Annotated in this window: 21 protein-coding genes and 1 pseudogene; 18 read left to right on the top strand and 4 right to left on the bottom strand. The window is 64.8% G+C overall.

The window, feature by feature from the left end; all coding sequences use genetic code 11:
* Positions 1–9: 9 nt before the first annotated feature.
* The 11 genes from gspG (at position 10) to JET17_RS11070 (ending at position 10773) form a co-directional block, all read left to right on the top strand.
* The gene (gene gspG / locus JET17_RS11120; protein WP_012314070.1) at positions 10–432 is read left to right on the top strand and encodes a type II secretion system major pseudopilin GspG; all 423 of its coding nucleotides are present in this window, start codon (positions 10–12) and stop codon (positions 430–432) included.
* A gap of 2 nt (positions 433–434) precedes the next feature.
* The gene (locus JET17_RS11115; protein WP_012314069.1) at positions 435–875 is read left to right on the top strand and encodes a GspH/FimT family pseudopilin; all 441 of its coding nucleotides are present in this window, start codon (positions 435–437) and stop codon (positions 873–875) included.
* The gene (locus JET17_RS11110; RefSeq protein ID WP_012314068.1) at positions 872–1234 is read left to right on the top strand and encodes a type II secretion system protein; all 363 of its coding nucleotides are present in this window, start codon (positions 872–874) and stop codon (positions 1232–1234) included. The genes JET17_RS11115 and JET17_RS11110 overlap by 4 nt, the downstream gene beginning before the upstream one ends.
* A complete protein-coding gene (locus JET17_RS11105) occupies positions 1231–1836 on the top strand; it encodes a prepilin-type N-terminal cleavage/methylation domain-containing protein (protein WP_012314067.1) in 606 nt (201 codons plus the stop codon). The genes JET17_RS11110 and JET17_RS11105 overlap by 4 nt, the downstream gene beginning before the upstream one ends.
* Entirely contained in the window at positions 1833–2546 is a 714-nt protein-coding gene (locus JET17_RS11100) for a type II secretion system protein GspK (protein WP_012314066.1), read from the top strand. The genes JET17_RS11105 and JET17_RS11100 overlap by 4 nt, the downstream gene beginning before the upstream one ends.
* Positions 2534–3583 (top strand): type II secretion system protein GspL, encoded by a 1050-nt coding sequence (locus JET17_RS11095; protein WP_150105122.1) that lies wholly within the window; start codon positions 2534–2536, stop codon positions 3581–3583. The genes JET17_RS11100 and JET17_RS11095 overlap by 13 nt, the downstream gene beginning before the upstream one ends.
* On the top strand, positions 3567–4178 hold the full coding sequence (gspM, locus tag JET17_RS11090) for a type II secretion system protein GspM (protein WP_012314064.1): 612 nt from the start codon (positions 3567–3569) through the stop codon (positions 4176–4178). The genes JET17_RS11095 and gspM overlap by 17 nt, the downstream gene beginning before the upstream one ends.
* Positions 4175–4684 (top strand): type II secretion system protein N, encoded by a 510-nt coding sequence (locus tag JET17_RS11085; RefSeq protein WP_012314063.1) that lies wholly within the window; start codon positions 4175–4177, stop codon positions 4682–4684. The genes gspM and JET17_RS11085 overlap by 4 nt, the downstream gene beginning before the upstream one ends.
* Positions 4681–6918, top strand: coding sequence for a type II secretion system secretin GspD (gene gspD / locus JET17_RS11080; protein WP_012314062.1), 2238 nt, complete (start codon positions 4681–4683; stop codon positions 6916–6918). Before JET17_RS11085 ends, gspD begins: the two co-directional genes overlap by 4 nt.
* A gap of 398 nt (positions 6919–7316) precedes the next feature.
* Positions 7317–9449, top strand: a complete 2133-nt coding sequence (mtlD, locus tag JET17_RS11075; RefSeq protein ID WP_012314061.1) for a bifunctional mannitol-1-phosphate dehydrogenase/phosphatase — start codon at positions 7317–7319, stop codon at positions 9447–9449.
* A gap of 199 nt (positions 9450–9648) precedes the next feature.
* The gene (locus tag JET17_RS11070; RefSeq protein ID WP_012314060.1) at positions 9649–10773 is read left to right on the top strand and encodes a mechanosensitive ion channel family protein; all 1125 of its coding nucleotides are present in this window, start codon (positions 9649–9651) and stop codon (positions 10771–10773) included.
* A gap of 24 nt (positions 10774–10797) precedes the next feature.
* Here the strand turns inward: JET17_RS11070 and JET17_RS11065 are convergent, their stop codons facing one another.
* Positions 10798–11178 carry a hypothetical protein gene (locus tag JET17_RS11065; protein ID WP_012314059.1) on the bottom strand — a complete coding sequence of 127 codons (381 nt, stop codon included), beginning with the start codon at positions 11176–11178 and terminating at the stop codon, positions 10798–10800.
* 216 nt (positions 11179–11394) lie between these two features.
* Here JET17_RS11065 and JET17_RS11060 point away from each other — a divergent pair, with 216 nt between their 5' ends.
* Genes JET17_RS11060 through JET17_RS11050 form a run of 3 tightly spaced genes read left to right on the top strand, consistent with a single transcriptional unit; the run spans position 11395 to position 15241 of the window.
* Positions 11395–11607 (top strand): hypothetical protein, encoded by a 213-nt coding sequence (locus JET17_RS11060; protein WP_042111372.1) that lies wholly within the window; start codon positions 11395–11397, stop codon positions 11605–11607.
* A gap of 16 nt (positions 11608–11623) precedes the next feature.
* The gene (locus tag JET17_RS11055) at positions 11624–13477 is read left to right on the top strand and encodes an ABC transporter ATP-binding protein (RefSeq protein WP_012314058.1); all 1854 of its coding nucleotides are present in this window, start codon (positions 11624–11626) and stop codon (positions 13475–13477) included.
* A gap of 3 nt (positions 13478–13480) precedes the next feature.
* The gene (locus JET17_RS11050; RefSeq protein ID WP_012314057.1) at positions 13481–15241 is read left to right on the top strand and encodes a S8/S53 family peptidase; all 1761 of its coding nucleotides are present in this window, start codon (positions 13481–13483) and stop codon (positions 15239–15241) included.
* A 34-nt stretch (positions 15242–15275) separates the two neighbouring features.
* On the opposite strand, the pseudogene JET17_RS27210 reads toward JET17_RS11050, so the two are convergent.
* Positions 15276–15416, bottom strand: a pseudogene (locus tag JET17_RS27210) (DUF6021 family protein); the annotation flags it as partial.
* 348 nt (positions 15417–15764) lie between these two features.
* The gene (locus tag JET17_RS11040) at positions 15765–16163 is read right to left on the bottom strand and encodes a nuclear transport factor 2 family protein (RefSeq protein WP_012314055.1); all 399 of its coding nucleotides are present in this window, start codon (positions 16161–16163) and stop codon (positions 15765–15767) included.
* Positions 16164–16347: 184 nt separating this feature from the next.
* Between JET17_RS11040 and JET17_RS11035 the strand changes: the two genes are divergently transcribed.
* The 4 genes from JET17_RS11035 to JET17_RS11020 are packed head-to-tail and all read left to right on the top strand — an operon-like array spanning position 16348 to position 22132.
* Positions 16348–17520 (top strand): ABC transporter substrate-binding protein, encoded by a 1173-nt coding sequence (locus JET17_RS11035; RefSeq protein WP_012314054.1) that lies wholly within the window; start codon positions 16348–16350, stop codon positions 17518–17520.
* A 15-nt stretch (positions 17521–17535) separates the two neighbouring features.
* Positions 17536–18405: a branched-chain amino acid ABC transporter permease gene (locus JET17_RS11030; RefSeq protein WP_012314053.1), complete on the top strand. Its 870-nt coding sequence runs from the start codon at positions 17536–17538 to the stop codon at positions 18403–18405.
* Positions 18402–20888 carry an ATP-binding cassette domain-containing protein gene (locus JET17_RS11025; protein ID WP_012314052.1) on the top strand — a complete coding sequence of 829 codons (2487 nt, stop codon included), beginning with the start codon at positions 18402–18404 and terminating at the stop codon, positions 20886–20888. The genes JET17_RS11030 and JET17_RS11025 overlap by 4 nt, the downstream gene beginning before the upstream one ends.
* Positions 20885–22132 carry an amidohydrolase family protein gene (locus tag JET17_RS11020; RefSeq protein WP_012314051.1) on the top strand — a complete coding sequence of 416 codons (1248 nt, stop codon included), beginning with the start codon at positions 20885–20887 and terminating at the stop codon, positions 22130–22132. Before JET17_RS11025 ends, JET17_RS11020 begins: the two co-directional genes overlap by 4 nt.
* Here JET17_RS11020 and JET17_RS11015 read toward each other — a convergent pair.
* A complete protein-coding gene (locus JET17_RS11015) occupies positions 22101–22796 on the bottom strand; it encodes a GntR family transcriptional regulator (RefSeq protein ID WP_012314050.1) in 696 nt (231 codons plus the stop codon). The two genes, JET17_RS11020 and JET17_RS11015, sit on opposite strands and share 32 nt — an antisense overlap.
* Positions 22797–22810 lie beyond the last annotated feature (14 nt).

Genomic DNA, 22810 nt, shown 5'->3' with positions numbered 1-22810 from the left:
AAACCGCCCATGCCCTCCAAGCAACGCTTCAACGCCCGCCAAGCGGGCTTCACCCTGCTCGAAATGCTTGCCGTGATCGTGCTGCTGGGCATTGTCGCGACCATCGTGGTGCGCCAGGTCGGCGGTAACGTCGACAAGGGCAAGTACGGTGCCGGCAAGGCGCAGTTGGCCAGCCTGAGCATGAAGGTCGAAAGCTATGCCCTGGATGTCGGCGCGCCGCCGGCAAACCTTGGGCAACTGCTCGAAAAGCCGGCCAACGCCAACCGCTGGGCCGGGCCCTATGCCAAGCCCTCGGACCTGGTCGACCCCTTTGGCCATGGCTTCGCCTACCACTTCCCCGGTAGCCACGCCAGCTTCGACCTGATCTTCCTCGGCCAGGATGGCGCGGTCGGTGGCGAAGGCTACAAGGCCGACGTGGGCAACTGGGAATAACCATGGCAGCGCGCCCGCCCCGCGAACACGGTTTTACCCTGTTCGAACTGCTGATCGTCATCGTGCTGGTCGGCGTTGCCACGTCGATCCTGGCCGTTGGCATTGGCCGGGGCATGCTGGTGGCCCATGAGCGCAGTGCATTGGCAAACATGGTGTCAGCTCTGCGTAGCGCGCGCGTGCAGGCCATTGCCAGCGGGCAACCGGTGCGCGCGAGCTTCGACCTGCAGCGCAGGCAGGTGCAGGCACCTGGGCGCACGCCCCAGGGCTGGCCCGAAGACTTCACCGTGCGCCTGCAGACGGCCCGCGGCCTGGGTGCGGGCTTTGAGTTTTACCCCGATGGTGCGGCCAGCGGCGGCAACATCCTGATCAGCCGCGGCCAGGCGCGTTGGCGCATCGACGTCAGCTGGCTCACCGGCAGCGTGCAAGTGCGGGAGTTGCCATGACCGGTCAGCGTGGTTTCACCCTGCTGGAAATGCTGGCAGCAATTGCCCTGCTGGTGGTGGCCTCGAGCATCCTGCTGGGCGCATTCGCCCAGAGCAGCCGCTCACTGGCGCAGGTAGAGCGCAGTGACCGCCACAACGCGGCGGCGCGTTCGCTGCTGGACGACTTCGACCTGGGCCCGCTTGCCGTAGGCCAGCAACGGGGTAGCTGGCAGGGCATCGACTGGGTGCTGGACGTCACCCTGGAACAGGCAGTGCCCACACGCCTGGAACTGTACCGGCTGGACCTGACCCTGAGCGACAGCGGGCACACCTGGCGCTACAGCACCCTGCGCGCACGTACGCCAGGCAGTGGAACATGAAGCGCCAGGCAGGCTTTACCCTGCTGGAGATCCTGGTGGTCATCAGCCTGCTGGGGTTGCTGCTGGGCCTGGTCGGCAGCGCCCTGGTGGCGGCCAACCGCTCTGTGGCAAAGGCCGAGCGCTACAGCGCCCGGCTCGATGAATTGCGTGCAACTCAGCGGTTCCTGCGCCAGGCGCTGGGCCAGGTGTTGCCATTGACCGCAGCGACCGGCCAGGGCGCCCACACCGCAACGTTCGAAGGGCAAAACGATACGGTGGTGTTTTTCGCCCCGCTGCCAAGCTCTGTAGGTGGAGGTATCTACCGCCAGCGCCTGCAACTGCGCCAAGGGCACCTGGAGATCCGGTTGGCCAGGCTGCAAGGCCAACGCCTGCAGGCCTGGGGCGAGCCCCAGCGCTTGCTGGAGGGGGTCAAAGGGCTGCACCTGAATTACCGCGGCTACTCCCCGCTGGGCAAGGCCACCGGCTGGATGCCCCAGTGGCCGTGGCCAGAGCGCCTGCCCCAGGCAGTGCGCGTGGCGGTACAACTGCAAGGCACTCAGGCCTGGCCGCTGCTCCAGGTCAACCTGCTGCTTGACCTGTCCGGCGACGGTGGCCGGCCATGAGCCGCCAGCGCGGCGCGGCCCTGTTGCTGGTGCTCTGGGTCGTCGGTTTGCTGAGCGTGCTGCTCGGCGGCCTGGCGGTGTCGGTCCAGCTGCAGCAGCGCCAGGCCCGCTGGCAAGGCAACCAGACCCAGGCCGGGCTCGCCGCCCAGGCAGGTTTCAACCTGGCCGTGGCCTACCTGCTGCGCGACGGCCAGGCGCGCTGGCTCGCCGATGGCCAAGTCCACGTGGCCGACTTTGCAGGCAGTACGCTGCATATCAGTGTGGTCAGCGAGCGGGGCAAGCTGGACCTCAATGCAACACCGTCAACGAGCCTGGCAAAACTGCTGCGTGCCAGTGGCGCCACTGCCGAACGCTCGAAAATCATCACTCAGGCTTTAAGGACGAGGCGCAACCAGGTACCCCTGCGAATGCTCGAAGAATTTCGCGAATTGCCCGGCATGAGCTACGCCGTCTATGACCGTGCCCTGCCCTTCATTACCGTCTGGTCGGGCAATGCCCAGCCCGACCCCAGCCTGGCATCACCCACGCTGGCCGGTGTACTGGGCCTGCCCCGCTATCACGGGCCAACGCCGGATGGCGGGCCGATCCTCACCGTCACCAGCCAGGCCACCTTGCCCGGCGGCTTTCAGTCACGCCTGAAGGCAACCTTCGTGCTGCTGCCGGCCTACGCCGGTGGCAAGCCTTACCGGGTGTTGAGGTGGCAGGATTGATCCGCCAGGCAAAACACTGCGCGGCACGCTGGGGCAGCCAACAGCAGCTTTACCAGGCACGCTGGCGGGCCAGCCGTGCCCGGCACTGGCTCAGCGCATGGCAGGCCGAGTTGCTGGGCATGCTGCCGCAGGCGATCGCCGCGCGCCTGGCCAACGGTAATACGCCGCAGTTGCTGCCATGGCCTTTGCCTGCCGATTGCGAGCACGGTCGGCCTGCCGTTCTGCTGCTGCCTGCCTCGCACGTTCTTACGCAGCACATCGAGCTGCCCGTTGCCGCCACGCGCAATCTGATGCAGGTACTGGCCTACGAAATCGATCGATACACGCCGTATACCGCCGACCAGGTCCATTTTGTCGCCCGCGTGGCGCAGCGCCGCGCAGCACAGGCCCAAGTTGAACTGGTGGCCATCGCACGCAGCGCCCTGGACACTCTGCTGGCTGCTTGTGGCGAACACGGTGTGCACCTGGTCGGCATCGATGCACTGGACGCCCGCGGCGAACGCCTGATGATCGACTTGCTGCCGGCCGAAAGCGCCCGTACGCGGTCACGCCCAGGCAAGCTGGGCCGCTGGCTATGGCTTGGCTGCGCAGCCTGTTGCGTAATGCTTGGCGCAGCCTGGCTGGAGCGCCGCCAGGGCGAGGTCCAGGCCATGCAGCGCGAAGTGGCGGCACAACGCGAGGCCGCTCAGCAGGTGCAGCTCTTGCGCCAGGCCCTGGACACCACACTGGGCGCCTCGAGCTACCTGGCCAGCCTCAAGGCACAACGCCCCACCGTCACTGCGCTGCTGGCCGACCTCACCGCCTGCGTGGGCGACGACACCTGGATAGAGCAGCTGGAAGTGAGCGATGGCACGCAGGTGACGTTCACTGGCCAAAGCGAGCGCACCAGTGCCCTGCTGGCGCAGGTAAAGACCTGCACCACGCTTGAGCACGCGCAGTTCAAGGGCATCATCCAGGCCGACAAAACCACGGGCCGCGAGCGCTTTTCCATCACCGCCCAGCTCAGCCAGCAGGTGCCGCATGCGCCCACTCACTAGCAGGGAACGCAAGCTCTGCGCCTTGGGCGTGCTCGCGCTGTTGCTTTGGCTGGCCTGGTACCTGGTGTTCGAATGCCTGTGGCTTGCCCCCCTGCGCAGCCTGGACGCGCAAGCCCAGACATTGCGCGAGCAGCAACGGCGTTATGCCAGCCTCATGCTCCAGCAACCTGAACTGCAGGCCCAGTTGCAGCGCAGCCGCAACGACCCCGCCCAGCGCAACAGCCTGCTGCCGGGCGAAGACCCCAACGCCGTTGCCGCCGACCTGATGCAGCGTGCCGTCGATCAGGTGAAAGCGCAGGCGCACGTTGGCCCCGGCTGCGACATCACCCAGCGCATGCCCATCGCCCCCGCCGAGCAGGACCAGGCCGAGCCTTATCGCCCGGTCAAGGTCAGCCTGACACTGGCCTGCGCCATCGAGCCGCTGGCGGCCCTGCTGCATGCACTGGAGTACGGCCAGCCCAGCCTGTTCATCGACCAACTGAGCATACGCCGCAGTGCTGCGGCGCCAGCCAAGGGGCCTGCCGGGCGCCTGGAAGTTCACCTGCTGATACGCGGTTACCTGCACGCGCAGCCAGCAGAAGGAAGCGACTCATGATGCGTGCCGCTAACCTGGTGCTGCTGGCTGCCAATGTCAGTGCCCTCGCCGTGGTCGCCTGGATGCTTGTCGCGCCAAACCCACCGCAGTGGCTGCCGGCGCATAAGCCGTCAGCAACGCCCGCCCACCAGCCACCCGCGCCACTGGCCGAGCTCGCCCAGCCAGTGCGTGCCGCCACCTGGGCGCACCCGATCTTCAGCGTTGACCGTCAGCCCGACCCACAGCAGCAAGGCCAGCACAGCCCTGCATTGGCCAACCTGACGCTGACCGGCGTGGTACTCGACGGGCAGTCGCGCTGGGCCTACCTGCGTGAAGGCCGCAAACCAGCCAGCAAGGTTGCGCTGGGCAGTACGCTGGCAAGCGGCTGGACCCTCACCCGACTGACCGCGCTGAGCGCAACCTTCACCCGTGCCGGGCAACAGCACACCCTGAGCATGCCACTGCTGCGCCTGCCGCCGCCGTCCAAGGCATCCGCCATCACTCTTCCGCGTATTGAAACCCCATGACCATGCAAGCTCCTTCACGCCATCCATTCCCTACCCTGCGTGCGCCATTGCTCGGCCTGAGTGTCGCCATCGCCCTGGCCGGTTGCGCCACCACGCAACGTGACCTGCACACCGACCCGGCGCTGCTGCAACAAGCCTTCAGCGGCGCCGACGCCCCCGCCCCTGCGGCCACCGGCCCCGAGCCCGCTGCCGCGCCCGCTGCAGCGGCCCCACGCACCGCGCCTGGCCGGCAGATCATCACCGGCAACCAGCGTTTCATCCGCAAGGCCTCGGCAACGCCCCCCGCCGCGAAGGATGAGCAAGGCGATATCGTGTTCAACTTCACCGACCAGCCCATCGAGGCGGTGATCAACAGCGTCATGGGCGACCTGCTGCATGAAAACTACAGCATCAGCCAAGGTGTCAAAGGCAGCGTCAGTTTCTCCACCTCAAAGCCGGTCACCAAGCAGCAGGCACTGTCGATCCTGGAAACGCTGCTGTCGTGGACCGACAATGCAATGATCCGCCAGGGCGAGCGCTATGTGATCCTGCCGGCCGACAAGGCCGTCGCCGGCAAACTGGTGCCACAGGTACCGGTCGCTCAGCCTGCCACGGGCCTCGCCGCCCGGCTCTATCCGCTGCGCTACATCGGCGCCAGCGAAATGCAGAAGCTGCTCAAGCCTTTCGTACGTGAGAATGCCTTCCTGTTGGTCGACCCGGCCCGCAACGTGATCAGCCTGGCGGGCACCCCCGATGAACTGGCCAACTACCAGGACACCATCGACACCTTCGACGTCGACTGGCTCAAGGGCATGTCGATAGGCGTTTACGGCCTGCAACGCGCCTCGGTGGCCGAGCTCATGCCGCAGCTGCAGAAGCTGTTCGGGCCCGACAGCGGCATGCCATTGTCGGACATGGTCAGGTTCATGCCCAACGAACGCACCAACTCGATCGTCGCCATCTCTGCGCAACCGGAGTATCTGCAAGAAGTCGGCGACTGGATCCGCACCATCGATGAAGGCGGTGGCAACGAACCGCAGCTTTTCGTGTACGACGTGCGCAACATGAAAGCGGCGGACCTTGCCCGTTATCTGCGCCAGATCTATGGCTCGGGGCAGATCAACGACGACAAGGCGGCCAGCGTCGCGCCAGGGCTCAAGACCACCAGTCTGACCTCGCTCAACGGCACTGGCAGCCAGTCGGGCCAAGGCCTGAGCGGCATGGGCATGAACACCCAGGCCAGTATCCGCGAGGCACCCTCGGAGGATGACTATGAGGATACTGGGCAACCCGAGGCCAGCAGCGCCGAGTCGGCCGACGGCTCGGTCAAGAGCCTTGAAGAGTCCGTGCGCATCACCGCGCAGAAAAGCAGCAACCAGTTACTGGTACGCACGCGGCCTGCCCAGTGGAAAGAGATCGAATCGGCCATCAAGCGCCTGGACAGCCCGCCGCTGCAGGTGCAGATCGAAACACGCATCCTCGAAGTCAAGCTCACCGGCGATCTGGACCTGGGCGTGCAGTGGTACCTGGGCCGGCTGGCCGGCAATTCGTCCAGCACCACCGTCGCCAACGAAAGCGGCAGCCAGGGTGCGCTCGGTGCCGGTGGCGTCGCGCTGGGCAGCGCCTCGATGTTCTACTCCTTCGTCAGCAGCAACCTGCAGGTGGCCCTGCGCGCGCTGGAAACACGCGGCCTGACCCAGGTACTTTCGGCCCCCTCGCTGGTGGTGCTGAACAACCAGCAGGCGCAGATCCAGGTCGGCGACAACATTCCGATCAGCCAGACCACCGTCAACACCAGCGACTCCGATACCACCCTGAGCAGTGTCGAATACGTGCAGACCGGTGTCATTCTCGATGTCGTGCCACGGATCAACCCCGGTGGACTGGTGTACATGGACATCCAGCAGCAAGTGAGCGACGCCGACGACAGCGCCGTCACCACCACCCAGCCCAACCCGCGCATTTCCAGCCGTGCGGTATCGACCCAAGTGGCGGTGCAAAGCGGCCAGACGGTACTGCTGGGGGGCCTGATCAAGCAGGACAACGGCCAATCCGATACCCGTGTGCCGGGCCTGTCGAGCATACCCGGGCTGGGCTGGCTGTTCGGCAGCACCTCCAAAAGCCGTGACCGTACCGAGTTGATCGTGCTGATCACGCCAAGGGTCGTGAACAACCCTGAACAGGCGCGCCAGGTCACCGCAGATTATCGCCAGCAGATGCAGGTGCTCAGGGAACAAGCAGCGCTGAAGAGGTAAAGAACAAACCGTGCATGGCACCCTGCTCCGCCCTTGTCGGTTGCATGTCACTGCGCATCCGTGCAAGGGTAAAAAAGGAATCCCAGTTACAAACAAAGGAAGCGAAGCACCCCATGCCAGGAATCACACGTATCCATCGCTATTTGCGCTCACTGTCTGCAAACCGATCTGCAGCCAGTGGGCGTGAAGTCAAACAAGGCGCCCGAGCTGCCTCGAAGCTCGCAGACATCCTCTGCACTCCCCGCTCTGTCCCCCCTTATTTCTACGTCGCGCCGGTGCGCGGCCCTGTCGATCGCATGCCCCCTACCTGACAGCTCAAGCAGCGGTTTTTTCGCAATGCTCGCTTGTACCCGTCTGCAAGCCGAGATGAATCACGATTCACCAAGGGGCAATACCGAATGATCTTTTTTCAGGGCAAACGCATTTTCAGTGCCATCTTCGATATGGATGGCACCATGTTCGATACCGAGCGTCTGCGCTTCAAGACGTTGAAACAAGCGTCGCTGGAAATTGCCGGCAAGGCGCTGAGCGAACAGACATTGATCGGCTCGCTGGGCCTGAGCGCGAAAAAGGCCGAGGCCCTCGCCAAGGCCCATAACGGTGACGACTTCCCGTACGCCCGGATCCGCCAGCGCGCCGATGAGCTTGAGCTGGAGTACGTGCGCAATCACGGCGTACCTATCAAGGCCGGCTTGCTGGAAGTGCTGGAGCGGCTACGCAAGTCTGGCTTGACCATGGCCGTCGCCACCTCCAGCCGCCGCGCCATCGCCGAGGAGTACCTGATCAATGCCAATGTGCTCAAGTATTTCGACATCACCGTGTGTGGCGACGAAGTCAGCCAAGGCAAGCCCCACCCCGAAATCTTCCTGCGCGCCGCCACCGCACTCAATTGCGAGCCGAGCCAGTGCTTCATGGTCGAAGACTCGGAAAACGGCATGCTTTCGGCCATCCGTGCCGAAGGCCAGGCGATCCTGATCGAAGACATCAAGCCGCCGGCCGCTGAAGTCAAAGCGGGCGCGCTGAAAGCCTACCGCAGCATGAATGAATTCCTGGCTGACTTGAGCGAGTGCGTGCCTGATTTGGGCATGCCGCAGCTTGAAGAGCCCTTTCCAGCGTCACTGAACCAGTTCCGTGTCGGCATTCACGGGTTCGGGGCCATCGGCGGCGGCTACCTGACCCAGGTGTTCTCCCATTGGGACGGCTACACCCGGCCATGTGAAATCATCGCCGCCACCCGTTCGCGCATGCTGCGCGAGACCGTTTCTGCGTTTGGCCGTTACAGCGTGCGTTACGGCGCCACCTCGTTCGACCAGACCATCGAAAATGTGCGCATGATCGACATGGACGATGCCGAGGCGGTGATCGACATGTACAACGCGGCAGAAATCATCGGCCTGAGCCTACCGGAGCAGGCCATCCGCAAACAGGCCAAGGTGATTGCCCAAGGCTTGCTGCGACGCTTCGAACGCCGGGGCCGTGACCTGACCATCCTGATCGTGCTGAACAAGATCGGTGGCGCCGCTTTCGTGCGCCTGCACGTGCAGGCGGAGCTGGAATTGCTGTGCACGCCGGACATCACTCAACAGATCCTGCAAAAGACCCACTTCGCTGAAACGGTGGTCAGCCGCATCGTGTCCAAGCTCAGCAACGAGGCGTTGGTCCGCCAGTTGCGCATCAAGTCGCAAATGTTCCAGAACAGCCTCGACGACGAGCCTGCACCAGCCAGCAAACCATCCGCGCCGGTACCTGAATACGAGCGCCTGATCTGTCGATTCCGGCCTTTCGCGCAGTCCAGCAATGCGATGAGCCAATTGCACCTGATCCTGTTCAACAGCGAGCCGGACATGCCGTTGTATGTGGAGCGCGGCAGTGACCTGCTGGAGCGTCTGCGCCAGGTGAAAACGGTCGCCGACATCGCTCAGATCCAGGTCATCAAGAACCGCTTGTGGAACGGCCCTCACGCCATCATTGCCTGGTATGCAAGCCTGCTGGGCTATGACTGGGTAGGCCAGGCCATGGGCGACGACCGAGTCAGTGAACTGGCCGAGCGTTTGATCAGCCAAGAGGTCGCACCGGCACTGGTGGCTGAGAATGCCGACATGGCAGAGGCAGTGCGCGATTTTGCCAGTACCTTCCTGGAGCGCTGCAAAACGTCGTTCAAAGACCCTTGCGCCCGTGTGGGGCGCGACCCCCTGCGCAAGCTTCAGCGCAACGAGCGCATCCTGAGCAGTATAGACCTTGCCCACAAGCACGGCATCGAAACCCCCGGCCTGGCTTTCGGGGCAGCACTTGGCATTCACTATGCGTTGCGCTGCAAAGACAGCAAGGACCTGGAAGCGCAGACCATCAAGCGGCTTTACCAGGAGAACGGCGAAAGCGTCGAGGCTGTGCTTACCCACAAGGGCGATTACAACGGCAAGCCTTACCCGGGGTTGGACCCGGTTGGCGACGCGACGCTGATCGAGGCCATTGCAGGGAATTTCAGGCAGTTGCAGCAGGAGCAGGATTCGCTGATGTACGCGGCGAAGTGAGGCCTGGTTCGTCGTGATATGCAGACGCCCTTGAGAGCGAGCGCCGCCCGCGCGGCGCTCGCTCTCAAGGGCGTCGAAGCGCTCAAGGCATGCAAAGGTCGAGAAAAACCCAAAATCCGATCGACCTCTCACGACCTGTCGGCGTCCGATGAACTGCACGTGCGAATTCACTCAAGGGCAACCAGGAGGCCAATCGCTCATGAACGATCGCATCATCGAATTTTTCACCGACACCACCGTGTTCGGTATTTCCATCCTCAACCTGCTGCTGGCGCTGGCTGTCGCCGCACTGACCTTCCTGGCCACCCGGGCGGCCATCAGTTTTTTGCTCAGGCGGGTGCAACGCTGGTCCGAGCATGACGGCGCACTGAGCCAGGTAATGGCCAAAGTGCTGTCCGGCACCAGCAACTTCCTGCTGTTCCTTGCCTCTGTACTGGTGGGCCTGAGCATGCTCGACCTGCCCGAGCGCTGGCTGAGCCGGGTGGGCAGCCTCTGGTTCGTGGTGGCGGCGCTGCAGATCGGCTTGTGGGTCAACCGTGCCATCGGCCTGGGCCTTAACCGCTACTTCGCCCGGCACAGCACCGCGGGCCTGAACCAGGGCAGCGCCCTGGCCACCCTGGCGGGGTGGGGCGCACGGGTGCTGCTGTGGTCGGTGGTACTGCTGGCCATGCTGTCGAACCTGGGCGTGAACATCACCGCCTTCGTCGCAAGCCTTGGCGTGGGCGGCATTGCCGTTGCGCTTGCCGTGCAGAACATCCTCGGCGACCTGTTCGCCTCGCTGGCGATTGCCGTGGACAAGCCGTTCGAGGTGGGCGACTTCATCGTCATCGGCGCACTGGCCGGCACCGTAGAGCAGGTCGGGCTGAAGACCACGCGCATCCGCAGTTTGGGCGGTGAGCAGATCGTCATGGCCAATGCCAGCATGATCAGCAGCACCATCCAGAACTACAAGCGCCTGCAGGAGCGGCGCATCGTCTTTGAGTTCGGCCTGTCTTACGACACTCCGACCGAAGCAGTAAAAAAAGCCCCGGCCATTGTCGAGGAAGCGATCAGGGCACAGGAGCAGGCGCGTTTTGACCGCGCCCACTTGCGCGGTTTCGGCAAAGAGGCGCTGGAGTTCGAATGCGTCTACATCGTCAAGGACCCAGGCTACAACCTCTACATGGACATCCAGCAGGCCATCAACTTCCGCCTGCTCGAAAGGTTCTCCAGAATCGGCGCAAAATTCGCGGTACCGGTGCGGGCGATCAAGGTCACAGCGCTGCCGCAAGGGGCCGACGCCCTTGGCCAGGGCATCGAAGGGCGAGGCTTCAAGGAGGCCTGAGCGGCGCTTGGGCTCTGGCCGCTTTCAACCGTGCCTGCGCAGGGCTTCGACCAATTGGGCCTTGGTCATGCTGGAGCGCCCCTTGATGTCCTTGCTGCGGGCCTCCTTCATCAGGCTTTCCTTGGTCTGGGTCTGCAGGGACGAGCCTGATGCGCGGGCATGGCCCTGACGGGTTTTGGCAGCACGCCTGGCGGAATCAGAACGCGCGGTGCTCTTTTCGCCGGGCGCGGTCTTCTTGCCTGAGCCCCCAGCTTTCTCGCCACCTCCAGACTGCTTGTTGACGGTAGCCCATGCGCGAGCCTCGGCCTCATCCTTGGAGACCCCCTTATGCTCATAGCTTTCTTCTATGTGCTCAGCCTTGCGCTTTTGCTTTTCGGTGTATTTGTCCTTGTCTCCACGTGGCATGACATTGACTCCTCAGTGGTTGGAAGGCCGGGCTGCAGGCACAACCTTGAGACCCTGTGATTTTGAGAGCGTGGGACCGTGAATGTTCACCGTGGCATGCCAAACTGGGCAGAGGGCCTGCGCCGAGCGAAGCGAATCAAACTTTTATCCGCCTATGGGCTCTTCTGAAAGACGCTGACCGAACAGCCCTGCCCCCGTCAGCCAAAAGGACTTGCCATGACGACCCACGCCATGCAACAACCAGCCGGCGCCTCTGCGCAGGAGCGCTTCTACAGCACCGACCTCCCGGCCCGGCTCGACCGGGTGCCTTGGACGCGTTTTCATACCTTGCTGGTCATGGCGCGAGCGACGATGAATTCGGCCGTGGCGGCAGAACGACGGCCACTTGAACACGTGGCCAGACCCCTGTCGCAAGTGAGCGACACCTGACCCATTCGGAGACTTTATGCTGCGCGCCTTTGAACGACGGCTCGACCCTTTCCCACCCGACGAGGCTCCACCACCCCCGGTTGGCCTGCTGCGCTTCCTGTGGGCCTGCACGCGAGGCGCGCGTGGCTATGTGCTTGCGCTTGCGCTGCTAAGCTCCGGGGTGTCGATCTATGAAGCCTGGCTGTTTTCCTTCCTGGGGCAGGTCGTCGACCTGCTGGCGGCCTGGCAGGCGGGCGGCGCTGCCGATGGGCAGGAAACCCGGGTGTTGTGGGGCATCGCCATCGTATTGCTGACCAGCATAGGCCTGGTGGCGCTGCGCACGATGGTGCAGCACCAGGTACTGGCGATCAACCTGCCGCTGCGGCTGCGGTGGGACTTCCACCGGCTGATGCTGCGTCAGAGCCTTTCGTTCTTCTCTGACGAGTTCTCCGGCCGGGTCACCACCAAAGTGATGCAGACGGCACTGGCGGTGCGCGAGGTGCTGTTCACCATCATCGAGATCGCACCGGGCATCGGCGTGTATTTCATCGCGATCATCGCCCTGGCCGGCGGCTTCGACCTCAAGCTTATGCTGCCTTTTATTGCCTGGGTCGCGCTGTTCGGGCTGGCCATGCTGTACTTCGTACCGCGCCTGGGGCAAGTGGGGCAGGAGCAGGCCCACGCGCGTTCCTCGATGACCGGGCGGGTGTCGGACGCGTACACCAACATCACTACGGTGAAGCTGTTCTCGCACTCCAAGCGTGAAGCGCACTTTGCGCGGGCGGCAATGGAAGACTTCAAGCTCACCGGTTTTCGCCAGATGCGCCTGGTCAGCCAGTTCGAGATCGTCAACCAGGCGCTGGTGGTCGGCCTGATCGCTGGCGCTGGCGGCTATGCCCTGTGGCTCTGGCACCAGGGCGAAGTGGGCACGGGCGCCGTTGCGGCGATTACCGCCATGGCACTGCGGGTCAACGGCATGTCGCACTGGATCATGTGGCAGATGACTTCGTTGTTCGAGAACATCGGCACCGTGCATGACGGCATGGAAACCCTCACGCGCGGCCCGAAGGTGCAGGATGCACCGAACGCCGGGGTGCTCAAGACCACTGGCGGTGCAGTGGACTTCGACAATGTCAGCTTCAACTACAATGGCGAACGTCAGGTGCTCGATGGCCTGACGCTGCACATTCGCCCAGGCGAAAAAGTCGGCCTGGTGGGCCGTTCCGGCGCGGGAAAGTCCACACTGATCAACCTGCTGTTGCGCTTTTACGACGTCGACAGCGGCGAAATACGCATCGATGGGCAGAACATCGCCAAGGTCACCCAGGACAGCCTGCGCAGCGCCATCGGCATGGTCACCCAGGATACCTCTCTGCTGCACCGTTCCATCCGCGACAACATCGCCTACGGCCGCCCCGATGCGACCGAGCAACAGATCCGCCGCGCCGCAGCCAACGCCCAGGCCGACGCATTCATCGAGCAGCTCAGTGACCGGCAAGGCCACAGCGGCTATGACACCTTGGTGGGTGAACGCGGCATCAAGCTTTCAGGCGGCCAGCGCCAACGCATCGCCATCGCCCGGGTCATGCTCAAGAACGCCCCGATCCTGCTGCTCGACGAAGCCACCAGCGCGCTGGATTCGGAAGTCGAGGTCGCCATCCAGGAAAGCCTCAATGAAATGATGGAGGGCAAGACGGTCATCGCCATCGCCCACCGGCTGTCGACGATCGCCGCCATGGACCGGCTTATCGTCATGGACGAAGGGCGCATCATAGAACAGGGAACCCACAGCGAACTGCTCGCCAGGAACGGCACCTATGCCAGACTGTGGCAGCACCAGAGCGGTGGCTTCCTGGGTGAGGATCAGGGCGTGGCCGAGGCCATGGAGTAAGCCATGGGCCGTTCACGCATTGCCCTTGCCCTGGCGCTGGCTGTCAGTACCGCTGCGTTCGCCGAACAGCCGTTGCGCCTGCAACAACTCAAACGCTGCGGCGACTTGATGGACAACCAGCAGCAGACCTGGTGCCTGCGCGTGCAGGGGCTTGGCCAGGCCACACCGCAACTGCTGCTCAGCGGCAAAGCAGTGGCCCCAGAGCGTGTCCAGCGCCAGGGTGATACCTTGCGCCTGCAACTTGACAGCACGGCGCTGCAAAGCGCCCCGCTGTGGTTGCAGGACGGCCCGCGTGCCAGCAATGCCGCCTGGCTTACCCTGCACAACAACCATGTGCTGGCCGCAGGGCCCAAGGAAGTGGCCAGAAACATGGATGGCCTGACCACCTATGTCGACCTGGTCAGCGTGCTGATAGAAGAGGACCACGACGGCCGCCAGGAAGCCGAACGTTTGGCGCGCAAATACGGGGCCAAGGTGGTGGGCAGCATCGCTCCTCTGAACCTGTATCAGTTGCGCCTGCCCGCCCAGGACCTGGTGCAGCGTGATGCACTGGTATTGCGCCTTGGCGGTGAAACCAGCGTGGACGCGGTGGTGGTGGAGGAATCGGCGGCCGAAGAGGCAGAACACGCCGCCCCCAAGGCACCGGGGGCCAGCAAGCCTGCGCAAGGCTCGGACGAATGGGCTGCCAACCGCTTCCTCGATGCGGTGCACTACTATCAGCGGCGCATCCCGGGCCGCCAGGTGCCGGTGCTGCCCACCCCGGTTCGGGTCGGGGTGATCGAACGCAATGTCGACTTCGATACCGCAGATTTCGCCGACTACCTGGGCGCCTGCGAGGGGCACCGCACCTGCGTGTATGCCCAGGATGCCAGCAAACCGGACAACCACGGCACAACCGTCGCCGGCATTCTTGCCGCCGGCTGGGATGACGGAGGCAACACCGGCTTCCTGCGGGGGCTGGACAAGGCGGCAGGTGGCTTCGAGGTGATTGTCGAACGCAACTCCGATGCCGGCATCACCGCCAACATCGCCGCATCGGTGAACCTGGTCGAGGACGGCGTGCGCGTACTCAACTGGAGCTGGGGCATTCACCGCGTCGGTGCGCGCAACGTGCAAGGCGATGAGGTGGACTCCCTGCTGCGCTCCGGGATTGCCATGGGCGGTTATGAAGAGCTGCTCGAGGAGTTCTTCCTCTGGCTGCGCAAGGCCCATCCGGATGTGGTCGTGGTCAACTCGGCCGGCAACGGCGCCTCGTTCTCGGGCACCGATGAGTACCGCCTACCCTCCTCCTTCATCACCGAACAACTGCTCGTGGTGGGCGGCCATCAACGTAACGGGCAGGCTTCTGTCCCTGTCGAGTCGCCGAACTATGCCGTCAAACGCAGCACTTCGAACGTAGACATGCGCGTCGACATCACCGCCGCAGCCTGCGCCCACGCCTCTACCCGTCAGGCAGGCCAGCCCGGCGAGGTGCATTGCGGCACGTCCTATGCCACCCCGATGGTCACCGGCCTGGTGGCCGCGATGCTGTCGATCAACCCGCAGTTGCAGCCCGAGCAGCTACGCATGCTGCTGCGCCGAAGTGCCATGACCATTGGCGGCAACCACGACTTCGAACGAGAGGACGCCGAAGACCTTACCGCACCGATCCTGCCCTCCGAGCGCAACTTTCAATTGCACGACCGGGACGTCGGGCGCTCTGCGCGGCTGGACATGCAAAAAGCCCTGGAGCTTTCAGTACAAAGCCTTGAGCGGGTGCGCTGAGCATCACCCAGAACATCCGCGCTCACGGCCTCGATCATTTTGCCTTTTTCTCCACATCCCTGGGGGGCTTAGCCGGTCCTTGGGGATCGACCTGCGGGTCGTCCAGATCCGGTGAGTCCGGATCAAAGCCCAGATCATCCCGGGTGTCGGCGTGTTCGGACGAGTGCGGCCCCTTGCCTCGCGCGGTTTGCTGCGCGGTGGAATCATGCGCCGTACCGCTTGAGCCGTCTGGCCGATGGGCATCGTTGTCCCGCTCTACTTCACCTTGGCCCTTTGCCTGGCCTGCTTTTTCAGGCGCTAGCGTGGTTTGCGTCTTCATTGCCCCTCCTCAACCTTTGGCGTGATGCAGTGCTGGCTGCCCCACCGGGGCAACCACTGCTGTAACAGAGGAAGCCTGGACGCCCGCTAAAGTTCACCTCGCCATCGTTGTGCCGGGATGGGCGGCCAGGCCGAGGCGAGGGATTGCGCACGGGAAACTTGTACCCGGCAGCGGTGCGGTGCCGCATCGCAACAGTCGCCCCGCTCAGGCCTTGCCAATCTCCGGCATCAGCATCCACTCCGCGCTGTCGTTCCACACATCCATGCGCACGATCTTGCCCGCCTTCACTTCGAAGCGGTCCAGGTAACGGTTGCCGGAAAAGCTGCGGCCATCCGGCCACTGCCCGTACAGCGTGCCATTGGAATACACCACGGTGTGGTCCTCGTGCTCGCACCAGTCGAACTGCCCCAGCTGCTTTTTCACCCAGGTGTAACGCGCGCCGTTGAACGCGGTGATGTCGGTGGGGGTGGGCATCGCGCGGCCGCCGGTAAAGGTGATGCGTACGTCGTCGCTCATGAACGTGGCGGCGCGCACCGGGTCCGGGGCCATGGAGGCGGCGAGGAAGTCGCGCACGATCTGTACGGCGCTGTTGCTTTCGGTCATTGCAAGTCTCCGAGGGTGTCCAGAACGGGGCAGCGGCCCCGAACGATGCCTTGATCCAGTGCACGCGAGGGCGCTGAAGCCGAAGGCGCAAGCCCCAAAACACGGGGTGCCCGAAGTATTTTCCAAATGGCACCTGTTTTGCTAGCACATTTTTATAAATTGCTAGCAATCAGGAGTTCGAACCATGTTCAGCCGTTCCTTGCTACGTCGCTGGCTGCCCTGCGCAGCCTTTTCCCTGGCCTGCTGCACAGGCTGGGTACAGGCCGCCGAGCCAATCAAGATGGGCCTGGTGGCCGCGTTGTCGGGGCAGTCGGCCAAGTCCGGCGAGGCCCTTACCCGGGGCCTTACCCTGGCCATCGACGAAATCAATGCCAAAGGCGGGCTGCTGGGCCGCCCGGTGGAGCTGGTGCGCCGCGATGACGAAAGCAACCCGGCCAAGGGCATGCTGGCGGCACGCGAGCTGATCCAGCGGGAGAAGGTCAGCGTGCTGTTCGGCGGCCTCGACACCCCGGTGTCGCTGGCCATCGTGCCGTTGGCCAACCAACTGAAAACGCCGTTCATGGGCATCTGGGCGGCAGGCACCAAAATCACCGAGAACGGCGCGAAGGACAACTACGTGTTCCGCGTGTCGGCGGTGGATGAACAGGTGGATGAAGCGCTGGTCGCCTATGGCCTGCGCCAGGGCATGAAACAACCGGGTTTGATCCTGGCCAACAACCCTTGGGGCGAGTCGAACCTGGCAGGGCTCAACGCGGCCCTGGCCCGCCGCGACATGGCCCAGGCGCCGGCCGAGCGCTTTGAAGACAGTGACCTGGACATGGTGCCGCAACTCACCCGTCTGAAAAGCGCAGGTGTCGACACCCTGCTGCTGGTCGGCAACGTCGGCCCGTCGGCGCAGGTGGTCAAGTCGCTCCAGCAGATGGGCTGGAACGTGCCGGTGGTGTCGCACTGGGGGCCGGCTGGCGGTCGCTTTGGCGAGCTGGCCGGGCCAGACGCCGGGCGCGTGCACTTCATCCAGACCTTTGTCTTCAGCGCCCACAACAGCGCCCGCGGCGATGCCTTGCTGGCCGCACTCAAGCAGCGCTACCCGCAGGTCAAGACCCTGGCCGACGTGACCCCGGCCGTGGGCATCGCCAACGCCTACGACGCCATGCACCTGGTGGGCCTGGCGATCGACAAGGCCCAGGACACCCAAGGCACGAAGGTGCGTGACGGCTTCTATGCCATCAGCGACTACGACGGGCTGATCAAACACTACCAGCAGCCGTTCAGCGTTGACCGCCACGATGCCCTGGGCCCTGACGACTATATTTTCAGCCGCTTCGATGGCGACACCATCGTGCCTGTGACGCCCTGAGCGGAGGCCCTCGACATGATCACCACCGCACTGGTCAGCGGCCTGGGCCTGGGCAGCATGTATGCGCTGCTGGCTTTGGGCTTTCACCTCACCTATGCCGTGTCGCGCACGGTCAACTTTGCCCAAGGCAGCGCGATGATGGTCGGCGCCGTGCTTGGCTACAGCCTGGCAGTGACCTGGGGCTGGCCATTGTGGCTGGCACTGCCCACTACCCTGGTGCTGTGTGCGGTGCTGGGCCTGGCCATCGAGCGCTTTCTGGTGCGGCCGTTCCATGCCCGTGGCTCGGACGCCTGGCTGATGGCGACGGTGGCGGGCGGGCTGCTGCTGGACAACCTGGCGATGTTCACCTTCGGCAAGGAGCCGCGGCAGTTCGGCAGTGCCCTGACCAGCCTGCGTCTGGACCTGGGCGACAGCAGCCTGAATGCCGTGCAACTGGCCATCCCCCTGGCCGGTGCGGCAGTTGCGGCCACGCTTTACTGGGTGCGCAGACGCACGCAATTGGGCTTGCGCCTGGAGGCCTGCGTGCAGAACCCACGGGCAGCGCGGTTGATGGGCATCGAAGTGAACCGCGTGGTGGCGGCGGCCTTTGCCCTGTCGACCGTGTTCGCGGCACTGGCGGGCCTGCTGATCGCACCGCTGTACAGCGTGCACGCGGACATGGGCACGCTGTTCGGTCTGAAGGCTTTTGCCGTGGCCATCCTGGGCGGCATCGCCAGTGCCGGTGGGGTGTTTGCCGCAGGCCTGCTGTTTGGCCTGCTCGAGGCGGTGGTCACGCTGTATTTCGGCTCTGCGTTCACGCAATTGCTGTGCTTTGCACTGGTGATCGTGGTGCTCGCGGCACGTCCTGACGGCCTGTTCGGCCGCAAACTCTGGGTAAAGGTATGACCATGCGCGAGCGACTCGCCCCCCTCGGCCTGGCCCTGTTCGGGGTCGCCAGCATTGGCCTGGCACTGGGCCTGGACAGCTACTGGCTATTGATCCTGACCTTGTACGCGCTGGCGGTCACTGTCGGCGTGGGCCTGAACATCCTGATCGGTTTGTCCGGGCAGATGTCCTTCGGCCACATCGCCTTCTATGCCATCGGCGCCTACCTGTCGGCATTGCTGACGCTGGCCGGCCTGCCGCTTTCGGGCGCCCTGCCCCTGGCCGGCCTTGGCTGCGCAGTGCTGGGTGGCTTGCTGGCGATCCCGGCGCTGCGGGTCAGCGGCCCGTACCTGGCGATGATCACCATTGCCTTTGCGCTGGTGGTGCACAACGGCCTGATCGAGTGGCGCAGTGTCACCGGAGGGGCCAATGGCCTGATGGGCATCCCGCTGCCTGAACTCGGCACGCTGGACCCGGCACTACTGCTGGCACTGGCTTCGGTGCTGCTGATGCTGGCTGCGCTGGTCTTCTACTGGAGCCTGCAACGCAGCGGCTGGGGCCTGGCAATGCGTGCAGTGAAGGCTTCGGAGATCGCCGCGCGTTCACTGGGGGTCAACCCGGTGCAGACGCGGACCCTGGCCTTTGCCCTGTCGGCCGGCCTGGCGGGGGCGGCCGGTGCGCTGGTGGCGCCGGTGCTGATGTTCATCAACCCGGCGGCGTTCCCGTTCTCGCAGTCGATCCTGTTCGTTCTGGCGGTGATCGTCGGTGGCGCCGGCATGCTGTTCGGGCCAGTGCTCGGTGCACTGGTGATCGTGCTGCTGCCCGAATTGCTGGCCGACTTTGCCGAGTACCGCTTGCTGGCATTTTCGGTTTTGCTGCTGGCGGTACTGTGGGCTGCACCACGCGGTGTGCTGGGCAGCCTGGCCAAGCGCTTCTGGCGGCCGCGACACGAGCCGGTCACGGCACAGCCCGACACGGCGGCGCTGCGGGCGTTCTTCGCCGGTGGTGCGCAGCATGGGCTGAAGGTCGAGGGCATCGGCATCCGTTTTGGCGGTGTTCAGGCCGCGCAGCAGGTCAGCCTGCAGGCTGTGCCTGGCAGCATCACCAGCCTGATCGGGCCCAATGGTGCGGGCAAATCCACGGTGCTCAACCTGATCAGTGGTTTCTACCGCACCGACACCGGCTCGATCCAGCTGGGCGGGGAGCTGGCCGGGCAACCGGCCTGGCGCATCGCCCGCGCCGGTATCGCCCGTACGTACCAGACCACCCAGCTGTTCGGTGAGCTGAGCGTGCTCGAAAACCTGCTGCTGGCCTTCCAGCAAGGGGCCATCGAACGGCCCTGGCCATGCCAGCAAGCCACACGCAAGGCCATGGCCATTGAGTTGCTGGCGCTGGTCGGCTACCGCGGCAACCTGCACGTCGCCGCCGATGACCTGCCCCACGTCGACCGCCGCCTGGTCGAGATCGCCCGGGCCCTGGCCAGCCGGCCTCAGGTGCTGCTGCTCGACGAGCCTGCCGCCGGCCTCGGCCGGCAGGACACCGACCGCCTGGTCACGCTGCTGCAACGCCTGGCCGCCTTCAACCTGGCGATCATCCTTGTCGAGCACGACATGCCGCTGGTGATGGCAGTGTCGCAAAGGCTACTGGTGCTCGACGCCGGCAAACCGATCGCCTGGGGCACACCTGAACAGGTGCGCGCTGACCCGCGGGTGATTGCCGCGTACCTGGGTGGCACCGAGTACCAGGCCCAGCCGCGCGCGCAGGCTTGGGCAGGCTCGCGTGATGCCGTGCTGCACGTGCGCGACCTGTGCATCGACTATGGCGCGGCGCCAGTGGTCGAAGGTGTCGACCTGGTGGTCAACCCAGGCGAGCTGATCGCCATTCTGGGCGCCAATGGCGCCGGCAAATCGAGCATCCTGCAGGCCCTTGCCGGCCTGCACCGGCCGCGTGGCGGCAGCATCGTGCTGGACAACCGCAGCATCGAAAGCCTGGATGCCAGCCAGATCGCCCGCCTTGGCCTGGCCCTGGTCCCTGAAGGCCGGCAGCTGTTCGGCCAGTTGAGCGTGCGCGAGAACCTGCTGCTGGGGGCCAACGTGCGCCAGGATGCCGTCGATGCGGACGCCGAGATTGCCGCGATCCTCAAACGCTTCCCCCGCCTGCGCGAGCGTATCGACAGCCCGGCCGGGCTGCTCTCGGGCGGTGAGCAGCAGATGGTCGCGATCGGCCGCGGGCTGATGGCCAAGCCACGCATCCTGCTGCTCGACGAACCGTCCCTGGGCCTTTCCCCGGCGATGATCGGCGAGCTGTACGACGCCCTCGCCGCCCTGCGCGACGAAGGCGTGACGTTACTGCTGGTCGATCAGATGGCCAACCTGGCACTGCAGGTGGCCGACCGTGCCTACGTGCTGGAAACAGGCCGCATCGTCAAACAGGGCAGCGCCGAGCAACTGCGCGGCGACCCGCAACTGGAAGCCGCCTACCTGGGCGCAGGAGCCGCCGCATGAGCCACCTGGAACTGATCAATGTGCGCCTGGGCGACGGCCCGGCACAGAGCCGCCTGCTGATCGAAGACGGCCGGTTCGTGGCCCGGCTGAGCCGGCCGGCGCCCAAACTCGACCTCGGCGGCCGGCTGGTGTTGCCGGGCCTGATCGAAACCCATATCCACCTGGACAAGGCCTGCATCCTTTCGCGCTGCCAGCTGCGCGAAGGCACGCTGGCCGAAGCCATCGCCCAGACCCGCCTGGCCAAAGCCGATTTCACCGAGGCCGATGTGTACGCGCGCGGCGCGGCGGTGCTGGAGCAAGCCATCGTGCAAGGCACCACGCACATGCGTACCCATGTCGAGATCGACCCCGGCATCGGCCTGACCGGCCTGCGCGCCATCCGCAGGCTGCAGGCTGATTACGCCTGGGCCGTGACCCTGGAGATCTGCGTGTTCCCGCAGGAAGGCATGCTCGACAACCCCGGGACCGAAGCGCTGTTGTGCCAGGCCCTGGACGAAGGCGCCGAAGTGCTGGGCGGCTGCCCTTACACCGACGCCGACCCGCCTGCACAGATCCGCCGGCTGTTCGAACTGGCGGTGGCCTACGATCGCGACCTGGACCTGCACCTGGACTTCGACCTGCAGGTCGCCGGCATGACCCTGGGCGAGGTGATCCGCTGCACCCACCAGCATGGCTGGCAGGGCCGGGTCACCGTCGGCCATGTGACCAAGCTCTCGGCACTGCCGCAGGCCGAACTGCTACGCATGGGCCACGCGCTGGCAGAAGCCGGCGTGCAGGTCACCTGCCTGCCAGCCACCGACCTGTTCCTCACCGGCCGTGACCGCTTCCATGACAAGCCCCGGGGGCTTGCACCGCTGGCGCAGTTGCATCAGTGCGGGGTGACCTGTTCGTTGTCGAGCAACAACATCGGTAACCCCTTCACGCCCTACGGCGATGCCTCCCTGGTGCGTCAGGCCAACCTGTACGCCAACGTCGCCCAATTGGGCACGCCGCAGGAACTGCTGCTGTGCCTGGGCTGGATCTCACGGCAGTCGGCGCGCCTGCTGCGCCTTGCCGACTATGGCCTGGAGCCAGGTTGCCGCGCCGACTTCGTGGTGTTCGACGCGCCCTCGCCCGCCGAGGTGATCGGCCGTATCGCCGCGCCGCTGATGGGTTTCAAACATGGCCGGCAGACCTTCAGCCGGCCACCCGCCGAGCTGTTCCCGGCACAGCTCACAGCCCTGACAGTGCCTGACGCAGGTTGACCTCAGGCGCAGCTACATCCTCGAGGGCCAACTGGCCCTCGAGCTCGTCCAGGTGCGCGATCATTTCGTCCACGGCCGCCTGGGTATTGCCGGCGCGCAACGCATCGATGATCGCCTGGTGCTCGTCCGAGGCACAGGGCGGGCTGTCACCACGCTGGTAAAGGGCGACGATCAGCGAGCTGCGCACCATCAGGTTGCCGAGGATATCGGCCAGCACCTGGTTACCGCTCACCTCCCCCAGCAACAGGTGAAACTCGCTGAGTTCGCGGACGATGGCGCGGCGATCGGTGCTGGCAGTGGCTGCGCGCTCGTTGTGCATGTGCTGTTCGATGCGCACCTGATGCTCGGCGACATGGGTCGGGGTGATGGCCTCGACGATCGCCCGCTCCACGGCGCGGCGTGCGGCGAAGATTTCCCGTGCTTCGCGGGCACTGGGCTGGGCCACGGTGGCACCGCGGTTGGGCTCGATGTCGACGATGCGCTGCATGGCCAGGCGTTGCAACGCAGCCTGCACGTGGTTGCGGTTGGCCTGCAGGGTTTCGACGATGTGCGCCTCGACCAGCCGCACGCCGGGGCGTAGACGATGCTGGGCAATGGCCTTGGCGAGCATCTCGGCGATGCGCTGGACTTCTTGTTGCTTGCTGCTGACCGTCTTGCCTTTCATCGAGACCTCGAAAC

This window comes from Pseudomonas putida, assembly GCF_016406145.1.
Classification (GTDB): Bacteria; Pseudomonadota; Gammaproteobacteria; order Pseudomonadales; family Pseudomonadaceae; genus Aquipseudomonas; species Aquipseudomonas putida_E.
The sequence above is the reverse complement of the archived record's forward strand: the minus strand, read 5'-3'. Positions and strand labels throughout refer to the sequence as shown.